Source organism: Burkholderia sp. HI2500, assembly GCF_002223055.1.
Lineage (GTDB): Bacteria > Pseudomonadota > Gammaproteobacteria > Burkholderiales > Burkholderiaceae > Burkholderia.
On the sequence record NZ_NKFL01000004.1, the window covers coordinates 810,963 to 827,232 of the forward strand.

At 67.1% G+C, this 16,270-nt stretch carries 14 protein-coding genes; 10 read left to right on the top strand and 4 right to left on the bottom strand.

Translation table 11 applies throughout. The features are described 5' to 3' along the window. Positions 1 to 15: 15 nt before the first annotated feature. Entirely contained in the window at positions 16 to 654 is a 639-nt protein-coding gene (locus CFB45_RS06390; RefSeq protein WP_089424943.1) for an energy transducer TonB, read from the bottom strand. 373 nt (positions 655 to 1,027) lie between these two features. Between CFB45_RS06390 and CFB45_RS06395 the strand changes: the two genes are divergently transcribed. Next, positions 1,028 to 1,738, top strand: coding sequence for a response regulator (locus CFB45_RS06395; protein ID WP_197523792.1), 711 nt, complete (start codon positions 1,028 to 1,030; stop codon positions 1,736 to 1,738). Between the two features lie 61 nt (positions 1,739 to 1,799). Here the strand turns inward: CFB45_RS06395 and CFB45_RS06400 are convergent, their stop codons facing one another. Then, complete coding sequence (locus CFB45_RS06400; protein ID WP_089424944.1) at positions 1,800 to 3,272, bottom strand: HD domain-containing phosphohydrolase; 1,473 nt, start codon at positions 3,270 to 3,272, stop codon at positions 1,800 to 1,802. Positions 3,273 to 3,520: 248 nt separating this feature from the next. Between CFB45_RS06400 and CFB45_RS06405 the strand changes: the two genes are divergently transcribed. After that, positions 3,521 to 4,015: a hypothetical protein gene (locus CFB45_RS06405; protein ID WP_089424945.1), complete on the top strand. Its 495-nt coding sequence runs from the start codon at positions 3,521 to 3,523 to the stop codon at positions 4,013 to 4,015. Positions 4,016 to 4,043: 28 nt separating this feature from the next. On the opposite strand, the gene CFB45_RS06410 is transcribed toward CFB45_RS06405, so the two are convergent. Beyond that, the gene (locus CFB45_RS06410) at positions 4,044 to 4,997 is read right to left on the bottom strand and encodes a LysR family transcriptional regulator (protein ID WP_089424946.1); all 954 of its coding nucleotides are present in this window, start codon (positions 4,995 to 4,997) and stop codon (positions 4,044 to 4,046) included. An 84-nt stretch (positions 4,998 to 5,081) separates the two neighbouring features. Between CFB45_RS06410 and CFB45_RS06415 the strand changes: the two genes are divergently transcribed. The 5 genes from CFB45_RS06415 (at position 5,082) to lpdA (ending at position 11,601) form a co-directional block, all read left to right on the top strand. Then, entirely contained in the window at positions 5,082 to 6,113 is a 1,032-nt protein-coding gene (locus CFB45_RS06415; protein ID WP_179255041.1) for an alcohol dehydrogenase catalytic domain-containing protein, read from the top strand. 483 nt (positions 6,114 to 6,596) lie between these two features. Then, positions 6,597 to 7,829, top strand: a complete 1,233-nt coding sequence (locus CFB45_RS06420; RefSeq protein ID WP_089424947.1) for a 3-methyl-2-oxobutanoate dehydrogenase (2-methylpropanoyl-transferring) subunit alpha — start codon at positions 6,597 to 6,599, stop codon at positions 7,827 to 7,829. Between the two features lie 2 nt (positions 7,830 to 7,831). Next, a complete protein-coding gene (locus CFB45_RS06425) occupies positions 7,832 to 8,872 on the top strand; it encodes an alpha-ketoacid dehydrogenase subunit beta (protein WP_034197866.1) in 1,041 nt (346 codons plus the stop codon). Between the two features lies 1 nt (position 8,873). Further along, positions 8,874 to 10,202: a dihydrolipoamide acetyltransferase family protein gene (locus CFB45_RS06430; protein ID WP_089424948.1), complete on the top strand. Its 1,329-nt coding sequence runs from the start codon at positions 8,874 to 8,876 to the stop codon at positions 10,200 to 10,202. Between the two features lie 7 nt (positions 10,203 to 10,209). After that, the gene (lpdA, locus tag CFB45_RS06435) at positions 10,210 to 11,601 is read left to right on the top strand and encodes a dihydrolipoyl dehydrogenase (RefSeq protein ID WP_089424949.1); all 1,392 of its coding nucleotides are present in this window, start codon (positions 10,210 to 10,212) and stop codon (positions 11,599 to 11,601) included. 130 nt (positions 11,602 to 11,731) lie between these two features. Here the strand turns inward: lpdA and CFB45_RS06440 are convergent, their stop codons facing one another. Continuing rightward, positions 11,732 to 13,093 carry an AraC family transcriptional regulator gene (locus CFB45_RS06440; protein ID WP_089424950.1) on the bottom strand — a complete coding sequence of 454 codons (1,362 nt, stop codon included), beginning with the start codon at positions 13,091 to 13,093 and terminating at the stop codon, positions 11,732 to 11,734. 388 nt (positions 13,094 to 13,481) lie between these two features. Between CFB45_RS06440 and CFB45_RS06445 the strand changes: the two genes are divergently transcribed. The 3 genes from CFB45_RS06445 (at position 13,482) to CFB45_RS06455 (ending at position 16,181) form a co-directional block, all read left to right on the top strand. Continuing rightward, the gene (locus CFB45_RS06445; RefSeq protein ID WP_174975752.1) at positions 13,482 to 14,333 is read left to right on the top strand and encodes an oxidoreductase; all 852 of its coding nucleotides are present in this window, start codon (positions 13,482 to 13,484) and stop codon (positions 14,331 to 14,333) included. Positions 14,334 to 14,491: 158 nt separating this feature from the next. After that, positions 14,492 to 15,229 (top strand): SDR family oxidoreductase, encoded by a 738-nt coding sequence (locus CFB45_RS06450; RefSeq protein WP_089424951.1) that lies wholly within the window; start codon positions 14,492 to 14,494, stop codon positions 15,227 to 15,229. Between the two features lie 52 nt (positions 15,230 to 15,281). Beyond that, a complete protein-coding gene (locus CFB45_RS06455; protein WP_069353672.1) occupies positions 15,282 to 16,181 on the top strand; it encodes an SDR family oxidoreductase in 900 nt (299 codons plus the stop codon). Positions 16,182 to 16,270: the final 89 nt, after the last annotated feature.

Here is a 16,270-nt window from a genome sequence, read left to right on the forward strand (position 1 = left end):
CTGTCGAGGGCAGCCTCAATCGAGCTTGAAAGAGAAGGGCACCTGCACGCGGACTTCCTCGCCCTGTGCGACGCAGTGGAACTGCCGCACGGCGTTTTCCGCGGCCCGGTCGAGAACGGGCGCGGCCGACCGGGTCACGCTCAGGTCCTTGACGTTGCCGTCGGTGCCGACCACGAACGTCACGACGACGTCGCCGGTCAGGTTGTCCTTGAGCGCTTCACGCGGATAGCGAATGGCGGCGCGAACCTGCGTCGAGTTGGGACACACCACGCCGACGCTCGTCGACACCGGCGCCGCAGCGGCGGGCGGCGCGGGCGGCGCGATGGGGGCCAACGGCGCGGGCGTGGTCGATTGCGCGGCGATCGCGTTCGGCGACGGCGGTGCCGCGACGCGCACTTCCGGGGGCGGCACGAACGGCGGCGGGGGCGCGACGTGCTTCGGCGGCGGCGGTGCGATGTGCTTCGGCGGTGGGGGGGGAGGGGGCGGCGGCTTGATCTCTTCGATGATGCGCGTCTCGATCGGCTGGCGGATCACGTCCACGACTTTCGTCGCGAGACCGGTGAGCAGTGCGTAGACGATCACCGCATGCAATCCGACCACGAAGGCGATGCCGCCAATGCGCCGGACAGGCGGCTTGGGTTGTGCGTAGTTCATGTCCCGCGTGTCTCCTGCGTCGATATGACTTGGGAGCTACGTTAAAACCCGGGCATTTCTGGTTCATATCGGCTTTGTATCGGCGCTGACACAAAGTCCTTCCGGATGGGCCATGTCGCGGCAGGAGTCGAGAAGCCAGACGGAGCGGCGAAGGCGGACGATGCCGAGCGGCGTTTCTTCGGGAAAATACCGGGCGGGTTATCCATGACGTGAGCGCTCGTCAGGCATCCCGATCGTTCCGGACGACCTTGTGGGGCAAGGTGCGGGGCAATTATTTCAACGCTGCAACAATTCGTGCAAAAAGCCCTTATATTGACGGGCAATAATGAGTGTGGGGCACATCTCACCGCCGCAACATCGGAGACAAGACGCCGTGAACAAAGCGATTCGTATTCTCGTCGTCGACGACGACTCGCAGATTCGCAGCCTGTTGTGCGACTGCCTGGCAGACTTCGGCATGACGACCGCGCAAGCCGGCAGCGGCGCGGAAATGCATCACGCGCTCGGCGAGGGCGGCTTCGATCTCGTGGTGCTCGACCTGATGCTGCCGGACGACGACGGCCTCAATCTCTGCCGCGAGATTCGTGCGACCTCGGAGATTCCGTTGATCATCCTGACCGCGCGCGGCGAGATGACCGACCGGATCGTCGGGCTGGAACTCGGTGCCGACGACTACATCGTCAAGCCGTTCGAGCCGCGTGAACTGGTCGCGCGCATCCAGACGATCCTGCGCCGCGTGCGTGCGCAAACGCAGGGCCGGACGCGGGCGCAGGAGGAAAGCCGCTTCGCCGGATGGCGGCTTCACCAGATCGGCCGCCACCTGATTGCGGCCGACAACACGGTCATTCCGTTGTCGAACGCGGAATTTCGCCTGCTCAATGCGTTCCTCGCCGCGCCGGGGCGAGTACTGAGCCGCGAATACCTGATGGATACCGCGCGCGGCAAGTCGATCGACACGTTCGACCGCAGCATCGACGTGCAGATATCACGCTTGCGTCAGAAGTTGCGCGAGGACATCAAGGAGCCGCGCCTGATTCGCACGATTCGCGGGGAAGGGTACATGCTGGATGTCGGTCATCGTTAGGTGTGCGTGCGGCTGATTGCACGGACCGAGTACGGTTCAGGCACGACGCCTGATGCGTCATTCAGATCAGGCCCATTGCCGACGCCTTGAGCGTCGCTGCCGCGCGTGTCGAACATCCGAGCTTGCGGAACACGCTTTCGATGTGCGTGCGCACCGTGCTCGGGCTGATGGTCAGTTCCCGCGCGGCCTCCTTGTTGCTCGCGCCGCGCGAGATCACACGCAGCACGTCGATCTCCCGCTCGGACAGGCCGGCGCCGGAGGATGCACTTCGGGAGACGCGTCTGGCGACGGGGCTGCCTGCCGACGTCAGCACACCGACCGCTTCGCCGCACAACCGGCCGTGTGCGACCTCGTCCTGCAACAGACGGGCGGCCGCGTCGTCGGTCATCGCGGCACGCCAGGGGCGCGGCGATCGCAATGCGACCCACGCGACGGATGCCGCCAGCACGCGTGCTTCCAGTGTCAGCGCAGGCGCATGTGCGCCGCGAAAATACCCCGAACCGTCCAGCCGTTCGTAAGCATGCGATGCCAGCAGCGCCGCATGGCGCAGCGCGCCGGACTGTTTGCCGGCGCGCTCCGTCCAGTACGGTACCAGCCGCACCTTCTCCCACGCGCTTGCGGGCAACGCCGTGGGCAGGTTCCAGATGTCGTTGGGTACGGCGGCCCTGCCGATGCCGTGAATCAGTCCGGCCTGGTAGACGAGCGAACGCCCGGCGTCATCCGCCTTGAGCCGCGCGTGACACCCGGCCGCCGTCACGGCGACCGCACGCGAAAAACCCGTCATCCACGGCACTTTCAGGTCGACGATGTCGGCGATCAGTTCGGCGGAAGTCATCCGTTGCATGTCGGAGGTCGCCAGTGCGATGTCGAACTCGGCCGGCGACGTGCGTTCCAGTTCCGTCAGCCAGGCGTGCGCGTGACGTAGCGTCGTCGCGACGAGGTGCGCCGGATATCGCGTGTCGGCGCGCTGTTCGATCAGTCCCAGGGCCCGCTCGACGCCATACGTGCGACCCAGCACTTCCAGATCGCCGGCAAGCGCGACGACCGGCACGGCGGCGGGCACGTGTTCGCGTGCGAGCTGCGCCGGGAAGCCGCTGCCGTCCCAGGCTTCGAAAATGTGACGCAGCGCCGTTTCGGTCGCCGTCGACAGCCCGAGTATCCGCGCGACCTCGCCGGCGACTTCGCAGTGAATCCGTGCGAGTTGCGTCATCGACGCGGCGGCGCCTCCGATGGCCTCGGCTATACCGGGCCGGTTCTCGAGCATCGCCGTGCGGATCGCGATGTCGTCGCCGAACGCCTGCGCGAACCCGGCTGCGTTCGCCGTACAGCCCGACCAGCGAAGCAGCGACACCTCGCGAACCGTATCGCACGCGGACGCGCCCAGTCCGGCCGCGCCTGCGAGTCGTACACCCAGCCATGCGGTGCGAAGCGAATGGTCGGTCGGCTGTCCCATGCTCAGATCGCCGATGAAGGCGATCGCCCTCACGGAATCGAAGATGCGCAGTGTGGCGTGGCTGGCGTCGGCGTCGAACATCGGGCTCGGCTTGGAAAAAACGCAGGGACGAGCGAACGATCATACGCGACGCGGGTGCGTGCGCCCCGTTGCGTGATGCTGTCCGGGGTCGGTCATTTGACCGATCCCGGACGGCCCGAACGATCGGGACAATCTGGCTGCAAGTGGGGCAAGCGACATGCCATGCCGCATGAATGCTTCCTTGCGCCTTTGGAGTCGCCGGAGTCGTGGCGACCGGGGCCCACCTTGTCAGAAGGAGTCGTCGTCTTATGCCTCATCCCATTTCCGCCTTGGGTGCCGGTCACACCCTCGTCAGCCTGGTGACGTTCGCCGCGGGGCTCTACAGCTTTGCCCGGTATCAGAAGATCGACAGCGCGACCCGGTCCGCCAGGATTTACGTCGCAGGCATGGTGATATCCGTGTTCACGTCGTTCGGCTTGTCCAGTACCGGCGGTTTCAATGCCGGGCATGCACTCGGCATCCTGGCGCTGATCGCGACATCGGGCGGGCTCCTCGTGCCGCGCATCGAAGCGCTGGGGCGTGCACGGCGGTACCTGGCCCAGTTCGCATTCTCGTTCAGCTTCTTTCTGTTGCTGGTTCCCGGGATCAACGAGACGCTGACGCGGCTGCCGATCGGTCACCCGCTTGCCAATGGCCCCGCGTCCCCCGTCGTGCGCGGCTCGCTCGCCGCGTGGCTGGGCATCTTCGTGCTTGGATCGGTGGTGCAGCTGGTGCGGCTTCGGTCGTATCGTAGCCGCGCCTGAACGTGCGGAACGAGGGCGCTAAATTGCTTCATCGCCCGGCGGGCCCGGCCGTGCCGCTTTTCGAGTCGGTACGTGTTGGCCGCACTCGCACCATGTCGATCAACGCCCGCAGCCCGCCCGAAACATGGCGATGACCGGGGTAGTACAGGCACAGCCCCGGCATGACCGGGCACCAGTCTGCCAGCACGCGTTCGAGACGCCCATCGGCCAGCGCATCGCGAACGAGATGGTCGGGCACGAAGGCGATCCCGATCCCGTCGATCGCTGCGTCGACCATCAACGGCTGGTCGGTCAGCGTGAGCGGGCCGCTGACGTTCACCGTTTCGACGACACCGCGGCGCTCGAATTCCCAGCGGTAGAGCGCACCGCTATCGAAGCGAAAGCGGATGCAGTCGTGCCGGCCCAGATCCTGCGGCACGTCGGGGCGGCCGCGCGCGGCGAAATAGGCCGGCGACGCGACGGCGGCGAACCGCACCGGATCGGACACGCGCACCGCGATCATGTCCTGCGGCACGGCTTCGGCCAGCCGGATTCCCGCGTCGAAGCCACCGGCGACGATGTCGCCGAGCTTGCCGTCGGTCACGATGTCGAGGTGGACCTGCGGGTAGTCGCGCAGGAAGCGCGCGAGCACCGGCTTCAGCACGAGGCGGATCGCCCCTTCGCTGGCGTTGATGCGGACGGTGCCGCTGGGCGTGTCGCGCATCCCGTCGACTGCGAGCATCGCCTCCGCGACCGACGAGATTGCCGGGCGGAGCTTGTCGGCGAGCCGCTCGCCGGCGTCCGTCAGCGACACGCTGCGCGTGGTGCGATTGAACAGGCGAACGCCCAGGCGCTGCTCGAGGCTCTTGATCGAATGACTGATCGCCGACGGCGTGACGTCGAGCTCGACCGATGCCGTGCGGAAGCTGAGGTGCGTGGCCGCCGCGAGGAACACATTGAGCGAGAAGAGATCGCCGCTTTTCAATTGATGAGCTGATTTCATCGTGACATAAAGATTGGCGAGATTGTCATGATAATGCGCCTTTTCTAGACTAGGCCCTGCGTTCGGTTGAACAAGGAGCAGGCAATGAAGATGAAGGCGATCGTGATGACGGGGGCCAACCGGCCCTGGGAAGTGCAGGAAGTGCCGATGCCGGTAGCCGGGCCGGGGCAGGTGCTGGTGAAGGTGCATGCGTCCGGGATGTGCTACACCGACGTGTGGGCCACGCAGGGCTACGGTGGCGACATCTATCCGCAGACACCGGGCCACGAGGTGGTCGGTGAAATCGTCGACGTGGGCGCGGGCGTGCAGGCGCGACGGGTGGGCGACCGGATCGGCACGACGTGGGTGCAGTCCGCGTGCGGGCGCTGCCCGTACTGCCGCGAACATCGCCCGCTTTCCGGCCAGACGGCCGTGAACTGCGATGCGCCGCGGACCACCGGGTTCGCATCGCAGGGCGGCCATGCGGAGTACATCGCCGTCGCGGCCGAGGGCACGGTGCTGTTGCCCGACGGGCTGGCCTATGTCGATGCCGCGCCGATGATGTGCGCGGGCTACACGACGTGGAGCGGCTTGCGCGATGCGGCCCCGCAACCGCACGAGAAGGTGGCCGTGCTCGGCATCGGCGGGCTGGGGCACGTGGCGCTGCAGCTGTCCCGCGCGTGCGGCTTCGAGACCATCGCGATCACGCATTCGGCCGACAAGCGCGATCTCGCGATCGGGCTGGGCGCGGACCGGGTCGTCGCGAACGGTGCGGAACTGCGCGATCTGGGCGGCGCGGATGTCCTGCTGGTCACGACCAACGAGTTCAGTACTGCAGAGGAAGCGATGACGGGCGTGCGGGTCGACGGCCGGGTGATCCTGTGCGGGCTCGACTTCAGCAAGCCGTTCTCGATCGCGTCGCAGCGCAAGCCGTTTCACATGATGCGCCAGCAGGTCATCGGCTCCACGCATGGCGGCTTGCGCTACCTGAGCGAGGTGCTGGACCTCGCCGCCAGAGGCAAGGTCAAGCCGATCGTCGAGACGTTCTCGCTGGACCAGGCGACCGACGCCTATGACCGCCTCGCGTCCGGGAAGATGCGCTTTCGCGGCGTGTTCACGCCCGCGCAAAACCACTGACGCTCGAGCGTGCCGGGGGATGCAGGGGACGTATCTCCCGGCACGCGAGCGGGGCTGGCTCGCCGCACTTCGCATTCGCGCAGTGATCGAATTGGCCACACCGATCGGCGGCGTTCGTCCGCGATCGCCGTTCCGCTGACATCGACTGCCGCCCGATCGGGCGCGGCGTGGCGATGTTGTCCGGCGCATCCGGTCCTCGCCCGGCATCGGTCGTAGCGACATCCGCGATTTCCCGTCAGGCCCTGCTTTGCGCCGGCACGGCGACGCCAGACCACCGGCCCATGCCCGCCCGGCGGCCCTCCCGCACCCGACATGGCAAATCTGCTCACCGCAATCGAGCGGCTTGGGCATCGACGTCCGCCGCCGCAAGGCATAGATTTCCAAGGTTGACGTGCCTATCCGCACGCCAGCTCGCGCGCAGGCCGGCAACCGGCCGCGCGTTCCCAAACAGCGTGAGACACAATCGAGCGTGGAGACGACACGATGAGCCTGTCAGAGCCATTGCGTCTGCATGTGCCGGAGCCCACCGGGCGCCCGGGCTGCAAGACGGACTTTTCCTATCTGCATCTATCGCCGGCCGGCGCCGTTCGCCGCCCGCCGATCGACGTTGCCGCGGCGGACACCGCCGATCTCGCCCGCAGCCTCGTGCGCGTGCTCGACGACAGCGGCAAGGCCGTCGGCCCGTGGGCACCGGATCTCGACGATGCGCGGCTGATCGCCGGCCTGCGCGCGATGCTCAAGACCCGCATTTTCGACGCGCGCATGATGATCGCGCAGCGTCAGAAGAAAATCTCCTTCTACATGTTGAGCCTCGGCGAAGAGGCGATCGGCACCGCGCACACGATGGCGCTGCGCGACGGCGACATGTGCTTCCCGACCTACCGGCAGCAGAGCATCCTGATCACGCGCGACGTCCCGCTCGAACGGATGATCTGCCAGCTGATGTCGAACGAAGGCGACCCGCTGAAAGGCCGCCAGCTCCCCGTGATGTACTCGGATCGCGACGCGGGCTTCTTCTCCATCTCCGGCAACCTCGCGACGCAGTTCATCCAGGCGGTCGGCTGGGCGATGGCGTCGGCGATCAAGGGCGACACGAAGATCGCGTCCGCGTGGATCGGTGACGGCGCGACGGCCGAATCCGACTTCCATACCGCGCTCACGTTCGCGCACGTGTACCGCGCGCCGGTCGTGCTGAACGTCGTCAACAACCAGTGGGCGATCTCGACGTTCCAGGCGATCGCGGGCGGCGAAGGCACGACCTTCGCCGGGCGCGGCGTCGGCTGCGGGATCGCGTCGCTGCGCGTCGACGGCAACGACTTCCTCGCGATCTACGCGGCGTCGAGCTGGGCGGCCGAACGCGCGCGCCGCAATCTCGGCCCGACGCTGATCGAGTGGGTGACCTACCGTGCGGGCGCGCATTCGACGTCCGACGACCCGACCAAGTACCGGCCGAGCGACGACTGGTCCCATTTCCCGCTCGGCGATCCGATCGAACGCTTCAAGCGCCACCTGATCGTCAAGGGCATCTGGTCCGACAGCGCGCACGAAGCGTTGACGGCCGAGCTCGAGGCCGAGGTGATCGCCGCGCAGAAGGAAGCGGAGAAATTCGGCACGCTGGCCGACGACCGGATTCCGTCGCCGGCGTCGATGTTCGACGACGTGTACAAGGAGCTGCCCGCGCACCTGCGCCGTCAGCGCCAGGAACTGGGAGCGTGATCATGGCGCAACACGAGACAGGCACGGCAACGCAGCCGATGACGATGATCCAGGCGCTGCGCTCGGCGATGGACGTGATGCTCGGGCGCGACAGCGACGTGGTCGTGTTCGGGCAGGACGTCGGTTATTTCGGCGGCGTGTTCCGCTGTACCGAAGGACTGCAGAACAAATACGGCAAGTCGCGCGTGTTCGACGCGCCGATCTCCGAAAGCGGGATCGTCGGCGCGGCGGTGGGGATGGGCGCATACGGGCTGCGCCCGGTGTGCGAGATCCAGTTCGCCGACTATTTCTACCCGGCGTCCGACCAGATCGTGTCGGAAGGTGCGCGGCTGCGCTATCGCTCGGCCGGCCAGTTCATCGCGCCGATGACGATCCGCATGCCCTGCGGCGGCGGCATCTACGGCGGCCAGACGCACAGCCAGAGCCCGGAGGCGATGTTCACGCAGGTGTGCGGGCTGCGCACGGTGATGCCGTCGAATCCGTACGACGCGAAGGGGCTGCTGATCGCCTCGATCGAGAACGACGATCCGGTGATCTTCCTCGAGCCGAAACGGCTGTACAACGGGCCGTTCGACGGCCATCACGACCGGCCGGTCACGTCGTGGCTCAAGCATCCGGCCAGCGCGGTGCCCGAAGGCTACTACACGGTGCCGCTCGATACGGCCGCCGTGGTGCGGCCAGGCAACGACGTGACGGTGCTGACCTACGGCACGACGGTGCACGTGTCGCTCGCCGCGGCCGAGGAGACGGGCATCGACGCGGAGGTGATCGACCTGCGCACGCTGTGGCCGCTCGACCTCGACACGATCGTCGCGTCGGTGCGCAAGACCGGGCGCTGCGTCGTGGTGCACGAGGCGACGCGCACCTGCGGTTACGGTGCGGAACTGGTGTCGCTGGTCCAGGAACATTGCTTCTACCACCTCGAGGCACCGGTCGAGCGCACGACGGGCTGGGATACGCCGTATCCGCATGCGCAGGAGTGGGCGTACTTTCCGGGCCCGGCCCGGGTCGGTGAAGCGTTGCGACGCGTGATGGAGGCGTGAGATGGGGATTCATGTCATCAAGATGCCGGATATCGGCGAAGGGATTGCCGAGGTCGAGCTGGTGGCCTGGCACGTGGAAGTCGGGCAGACGATCAAGGAAGACCAGCCGCTCGCCGATGTGATGACCGACAAGGCGGCGGTCGAGATTCCGTCGCCGGTGACGGGCAAGGTGATCGAGCTCGGCGGCCGGATCGGCGAGATGATGGCGGTCGGCAGCGAGCTGATCCGCCTCGAGGTCGAAGGCGACGGCAACCTGAAGGCCGGCGCACCGGTGCGGGAATCAAAGGTAGCAACCGCACCGGTCGCTTCGGCGCCGTCGAAGTCGGTGGTCGAGGCGCCGGCCGAATCGTCCGCCAAGCCGGCCGCGAAGCACGCACCGGCAGAGCCGCGTCGTGCGAAGCATGCCGGGCATGCGGAGAAAGTGGAACCGCCGCGCGCGGCGCTCGCGCCGGGCGAACGGCCGCTCGCGTCGCCGGCCGTGCGCCAGCGCGCATGGGACATGGGCATCGAGCTGCGCTATGTGCGCGGCACCGGTGAAGCAGGGCGGATCCTGCACGCGGACCTCGATGCGTATGCGGGCACCGGCAGCGGTGCGGCGCGTGGTTCGCACGCGCATGGCTACGCCGAACGCAACGACGAAACCGACGTGCCGGTGATCGGCCTGCGGCGCGCGATCGCGCGCAAGATGCAGGAAGCGAAGCGCCGCATTCCGCACTTCAGCTACGTCGAGGAGATCGACGTCACCGAGCTCGAATCGTTGCGCACGGAACTGAATCGCCGCCACGGCGACACGCGCGGCAAGCTCACGCCGCTGCCGCTGCTGATCCGCGCGATGGTGATCGCGTTGCGCGACTTCCCGCAGATCAACGCGCGTTTCGACGACGAAGCGGGTGTCGTCACGCGCTACGGCGCGGTGCACATGGGCGTCGCGACACAGACGGACGGCGGCCTCACGGTGCCCGTGCTGCGTCATGCGGAAGCGCGCGACGTGTGGTCGATTTCCGCCGAGATCGCGCGGCTTGCCGACGCAGTGCGCGCGAACCGCGCGCAGCGCGACGAGCTGAGCGGCTCGACGATCACGATCTCGAGCCTCGGCGCGCTCGGCGGCATCGTGTCGACACCGGTCATCAATCATCCCGAAGTGGGCATCGTCGGCGTGAACCGCATCGTCGAGCGGCCGATGATCCGCGACGGCGCGGTCGTCGCGCGCAAGATGATGAACCTGTCGTCGTCGTTCGACCATCGCGTCGTCGATGGCGCGGATGCGGCCGAATTCATCCAGGCCGTGCGCGCGGTGCTCGAGCGCCCGGCACTGCTGTTCGTGGAGTGATCACGCAATGAAGAACGAACACACCACGCTGCTCGTGATCGGCGGCGGCCCGGGCGGCTACGTCGCCGCGATTCGCGCCGGCCAGCTCGGCATTCCGACCGTGCTCGTCGAGCGCGACCGGCTCGGCGGCACGTGCCTGAACATCGGCTGCATTCCGTCGAAGGCGCTGATCCACGTGGCCGATGCATTCGAACAGGCCCGCGGCCACGCGGGCGAGGGCGCACTCGGGATCCGCGTGCGCACGCCCGAGATCGACATCGCGAAAAGCGTCGCCTGGAAGGACGGCATCGTCGACCGGCTGACGCGCGGGGTCGGCGCGCTGCTCAAGAAGAACGGCGTGCGCGTGCTGCACGGCGATGCGCAGGTGGTCGACGGCAAGACCGTCGACGTCGTCGGCGGCGGCCATACGACGCGCATCAGCTGCGAGCACCTGTTGCTCGCGACCGGCTCCGAGCCGGTCGCGCTGCCGTCGATGCCGTTCGGCGGGCATGTCGTGTCGTCCACCGAGGCGCTGTCGCCCGAGACGTTGCCGAAGCGGCTGGTCGTCGTCGGCGCCGGGTATATCGGGCTCGAACTCGGGATCGTCTATCGCAAGCTCGGCGTCGACGTGAGCGTCGTCGAAGCGGCGGAGCGCGTGTTGCCCGCGTACGATGCCGAACTCGCGCGGCCGGTTGCCGATTCGCTCGCGCGGCTGGGCGTGCGGCTGTTGCTCGGCCACAAGGTGCTCGGGCTCGCGGAGCACGGCGCGGTGCGCGTGCAGGCCGCCGATGGCGCGGAGCAGACGCTGCAGGCCGACCGCGTGCTGGTGGCGGTGGGCCGCCGGCCGCGCGTCGACGGCTTCGGGCTCGAGTCGCTGCCGCTCGATCGCAACGGCCGCGCGCTGTGGATCGACGACGAGTGCCGGACGTCGATGCGCAACGTCTGGGCGATCGGCGACGTCGCCGGCGAGCCGATGCTCGCGCATCGCGCGATGGCGCAGGGCGAGATGGTGGCCGAGCTGATCGCCGGCAAGCGCCGCAAGTTCGTGCCCGCATCGATCCCGGCCGTGTGCTTCACCGATCCGGAGATCGTCACGGCCGGCTGGTCGCCGGACGACGCGCGGGCGGCCGATGTCGACTGCGTGAGCGCGTCGTTCCCGTTCGCGGCGAACGGGCGCGCGATGACGCTGCAGGCGACCGACGGCTTCGTGCGTGTCGTCGCGCGGCGCGACAACCACCTGATCGTCGGTTGGCAGGCGGTCGGGCGCGGCGTGTCGGAGCTGGCTGCCGCGTTCTCGCAGTCGCTGGAGATGGGCGCGCGGCTGGAGGATATCGGCGGCACGATCCATGCGCACCCGACGCTCGGCGAAGCGCTGCAGGAGGCCGCGCTGCGTGCGCTTGGGCACGCGGTGCATGTGTGACGGGCGAGCCTCCTGAAAAAGCGCCGCGGATGCGCAACGCGCGTATCCGCGGCGATATTTACGACAGGTAGACGGCAGACACGTTCATTCGATATCCGGCACGCTGCGATGCCGGTGCTCCGGGTTTCGCCTAGTCCTCCGGATCGTATTGACCGTCGTCCGTCCTGCTGCGGCCGGCGGATGCCGCCCGCATCCTCAATTCCCGCGGCGTTACGCCGAAGTGCCGCCGAATCGCGGTCGACAGGTAGCTTTGCGTGCCGAATCCGCAGTCCAGTGCGATCGACAGGATGCTGTCCGACGTATGTTCGAGCAGCAGGCGTGCGCGTTCCAGCCGCCGCTCGATGATGTATTGCGCCGGCGTGCGGGAAAACTGCATCCTGAATGCGTCGATCGTCGCGCGCTCGCTCATGCCAACCAGTCGGCAGAGGTCGGCCGTGTCGATACGGCTTTCCAGCGACGCATCGATGAACCGGTTGATCGTCTGTGCGCACAGCGGCGCGCTGGCGGCGTCGGCTGTCAACGGCTGATCGGCGGCGTGCGGGTTTCGCCGGTAGGTGGCGCCGGGCGGTTCGCCGAAGCGACGGTAGTACTCCCGAATGAAGCGCGCCGTGATCGAGAATCCATGCGCATGCAACGTCGCATCGAAATCCGGCCCGTCGCCTCGCGCGAGCGCGCGGTTCACGTGGCGAAAGCGCGCTTCGTTGCGCAGCTCGGTCGATGACCGGCCTGTCAGGCGGCGGATGCCGTGCTCCAGCGCCTCGGTCGCGCAGCCGAGCACGTGCGCGATCGCGCCGAGCGTTTTCCACCGCAGCGGCGCGTCCTCGAGCATGTGGATTGCCATGCGAGTCTGGTGTTCGGGCGTGCAATGGTCGCGGTCGAACAGCGCGCCGTGGTTGTTCGCGTGGCCGGCCACCATGATCTTCAGCATGTGTTCGAGCAACGCGTCGACGGCGACGCCGGGAATGGGCGACATCCTGATCATCCGGCGCAGGCAACCGGCCGCGGCATTCCATTGCATCCGCAGCTCGGGCGAGACCGGTGTCAGCCCGAACTCGACCGGCTCGAGCCCCGGCCGGCCAATCCATTGTGCGAGAAAGCGGTTGACCCGGTCCGCATCGATGATGACCGACAGATGGCCGAATCCGTCGCCCCCCGTCGTGCAGAACGAGTGGCCAGTCGACGAAATCGGCATGACGTCACCCGTCGTGCAGGCCGCATCGTCACCGTTGCTTTCGTAACGAGCGTGGCCACGACGGCAGGACAGGAACAGGTAGTTCGGACGCGCATCGTTCGAGCGGAAGTGAAAAGGCATCAGGTAGTCGACGTCGTAGACGCCGATGCCGTTCCATTCATGTCCCGTCATGCTGACATTCCGACGAACCGCGTGCTGCGCCGTGAACTGGTTGTCGGCATAGATCGTGCCGATGAAATCGGACACTTCGTCGGGGTCGTCGCTGTGAAACCGGTGCGTCCTGCGAAGCGGGTCGCTCATGCTGGTTTCCACTCCGAACGGATGCCGGCGCGACTCGATGCCGGCGGCGGTGTGACGGGACGCACGCAACCGGCGTGCGTGCCCACTATTGCACCTTGCCGGCGCACCGTGCGTCAAGAATTGTCAAACGGGCGGCTGCACGCGGAAGGCCCGTGTTGTCTGATGAAACACCGCGCGGCAACGTCGATGTGTCCGCTCGGCCGGCTTCCGGATTTTCATTTTTCCGGTACGCATTCTTGAAAGAACCGGCACGGTCGGAACGCTAATATGGTTGAACCGATTGTTAGTCAATCGTGGATAGTGCATCTCGACGCGCCCCGTTCATTCGCGCCATCGGCTCGACTACACTCGATCCATCCCAATATTTTCAGTGATCCGGAGTTTTCGAATGAACACAGCATCGATGGCAGACAAGGTCGTATTGATCACTGGCGTCTCGTCCGGTCTCGGTCGCGAACTGGCGCAACGGCTGCTCGCAGAAGGCGCGCGGGTCGCGGGCACCGTACGCGGAGCGGAGCAGGTCGCCGAATTCGAACGGCTTGCGCCCGGGCGTGCGCTCGGTGTCCTGATGGACATCACGCAGCCCGACACGGTAGCGGCGGGCGTGCAGCGTGTGATCGAGCAGTTCGGCCGGATCGACGTGCTCGCCAACAATGCTGGCGTCGGCACGGTCGGCGCGGTCGAGGAGACGACCGAAGCCGATGCGCAGCAGATCTTCGACGTGAATTTTTTCGGCGGGTTGCGCCTGATCCATGCGGTCTTGCCCACCATGCGCCGCCAGCGCTCGGGGCACATCGTGCAGTTCTCGTCGATCGCCGGGTTCGCGGGCTACCCGGGGCTGGGCGTGTACGCCGCGGCCAAGGCCGCGACCGGCGTGCTCGGCGAGGCGTTGGCCGGCGAGCTCGCACCGCTCGGCATTCATGTGACGGTGCTGACGATCGGCATTTTCGAAACCCAGTTCGCCGGACGTTCGCTGGCGTATACGTCGAACCGGATCGACGACTACGCGGACACGCCGGCCGGCCAGTTCCGCGGATTCATCGGCCAACTGCAAGGCAAGCAGCCCAATGTGCCGGAAAAGGGCGCACAAGCGATCGTCGATATCCTCAAGGCGGAGAAGCCGCCGGTCCATCTCGCGCTTGGTGCCGATGCGGTGGGAACGATGCTCGGCCGAGCCGAATCGATCGAGCGTGATATCCGTGCATGGGAAACCGTGTCGCGATCGACTCAGCGCGACTGAGCGGGTATCCGGTTCGTTCGGGTAAGGTCCGGATCAATAGTATCGGTGTGCTAAGTAACGGGAAGGAATCGTCGTGAATCGGCCCTCGTCGCGATCGATATCGCGCGGGCCAGGCATGCGTCCGGATGCGCTGGACGCGAAACCGTGGAGAAGCAGACATGAACAATCGAACAAGCGTGGCGATCGTGACCGGCGCATCGCGAGGTATCGGCGCGGCAATCGCGCGGCGCCTGGTGGACGACGGGCTGGCCGTCGTCATCAATTACGCAGGCAAGGCGAGCGAGGCCGAGGAACTGGCGAGCGATCTCGCGGGCGAGGGCGGGCGGGCGGTCGCGGTCCAGGCGGACGTCAGCGATCCGGCTGCCGTGGCGCGGCTGTTCGATGTGGCCGAAGCGAAGTTCGGCGGCGTCGACGTGCTGGTGAACAACGCCGGAATCATGAAGCTGGCGCCACTGGTCGATAGCGACGACGCGCTGTTCGACACGCAGATCGCCATCAACCTGAAGGGGACGTTCAACACGCTGCGCGCGGCGGCGCGCCGGCTGCGCAACGGCGGGCGCATCGTCAACCTGTCGAGCAGCGTGGTCGGACTGAGGCCCGAGACGTACGGCGTCTATACGGCCACCAAGGCAGCGGTCGAAGCGATGACGGGCATCCTGTCCAAGGAGCTGCGCGGTCGCTCGATCACCGTCAACGCCGTCGCGCCGGGGCCGACCGCGACCGACCTGTTCCTGAACGGCAAGTCGGCGGAGCTGATCGAGCGCCTGTCGAAGATGAATCCGCTGGAGCGTCTCGGTACACCGGCCGATATCGCGAACGCGGTCGCGTTCCTCGTTGGTCCGGACGGCGGCTGGATCAACGGGCAGGTGCTGCGCAGCAACGGCGGGATGGTTTGAGTCCGCACGGTTCGTATCGAAGGATCGCAGTCGTCAATCAAGGAGCATCGTCATGGGCAAAACCATTCTCATTACCGGTGCGTCGAGCGGCTTCGGCCGCCTGACGGCCGAAGCGCTGGCGGCGGCCGGCCACACCGTGTTCGCGTCGATGCGCGATACGGCCGGACGCAATGCGCCGGTCGTCGCGCAGATGGCCGCGCAGTCGAAAGCGCAGGGCATCGATCTGCGCACCGTCGAGATCGACGTGCAGTCGCAGGATTCCGTCGACGCCGGCGTCGCCAGCGTGATCGCCGAGGCCGGCCGCATCGACGTGCTGGTGCACAACGCGGGGCACATGGTGTTCGGTCCCGCCGAAGCGTTTACGCCGGAGCAGTATGCGCACCTGTACGACGTGAACGTGCTGAGCACGCAGCGCGTGAACCGCGCGGTGTTGCCGCATATGCGGAAAAGCGCCCGAGGCCTGCTGCTCTGGGTCTCCAGCAGCAGCTCGGCGGGCGGCACGCCGCCGTACCTGGCGCCGTATTTCGCGGCGAAGGCCGCAATGGATGCGATCGCGGTGCAGTATGCGCGCGAGCTGTCGCGCTGGGGCATCGAGACGTCGATCGTCGTGCCGGGCGCATTTACCGGCGGCACCAACCATTTCGCGCATGCGGGCGCGCCGGCCGACGCGTCGCGTGCGGCCGAATACGATGCGGGGCCGTATGCGGGCTTCGGCGAGCAGGTGCTGAAGGCGTTTGCGGACATCGTGCCGGCCGACGCCGATGCAAGCGAGGTGGCACGTGCGATCGTCGACATCGTGGGCATGCCGTTCGGCAAGCGTCCGTTCCGCGTGCACATCGATCCGACGCAGGACGGCGCGGCTGTCGGCTTCGCGGTGCTCGACCGCGTGCGTGCGGAGATGCTGCATCGCGTCGGCCTGTCCGACCTGCTGCAGCCGAAAGCGAATGCGTGACGCGCCGGGCGGCCGGCCGCAGCCGGCGCGTGGCCATTGATCCGGAACGTCATCCCGGACGTGGATCGAACAGGAAATGAATCAGGAGA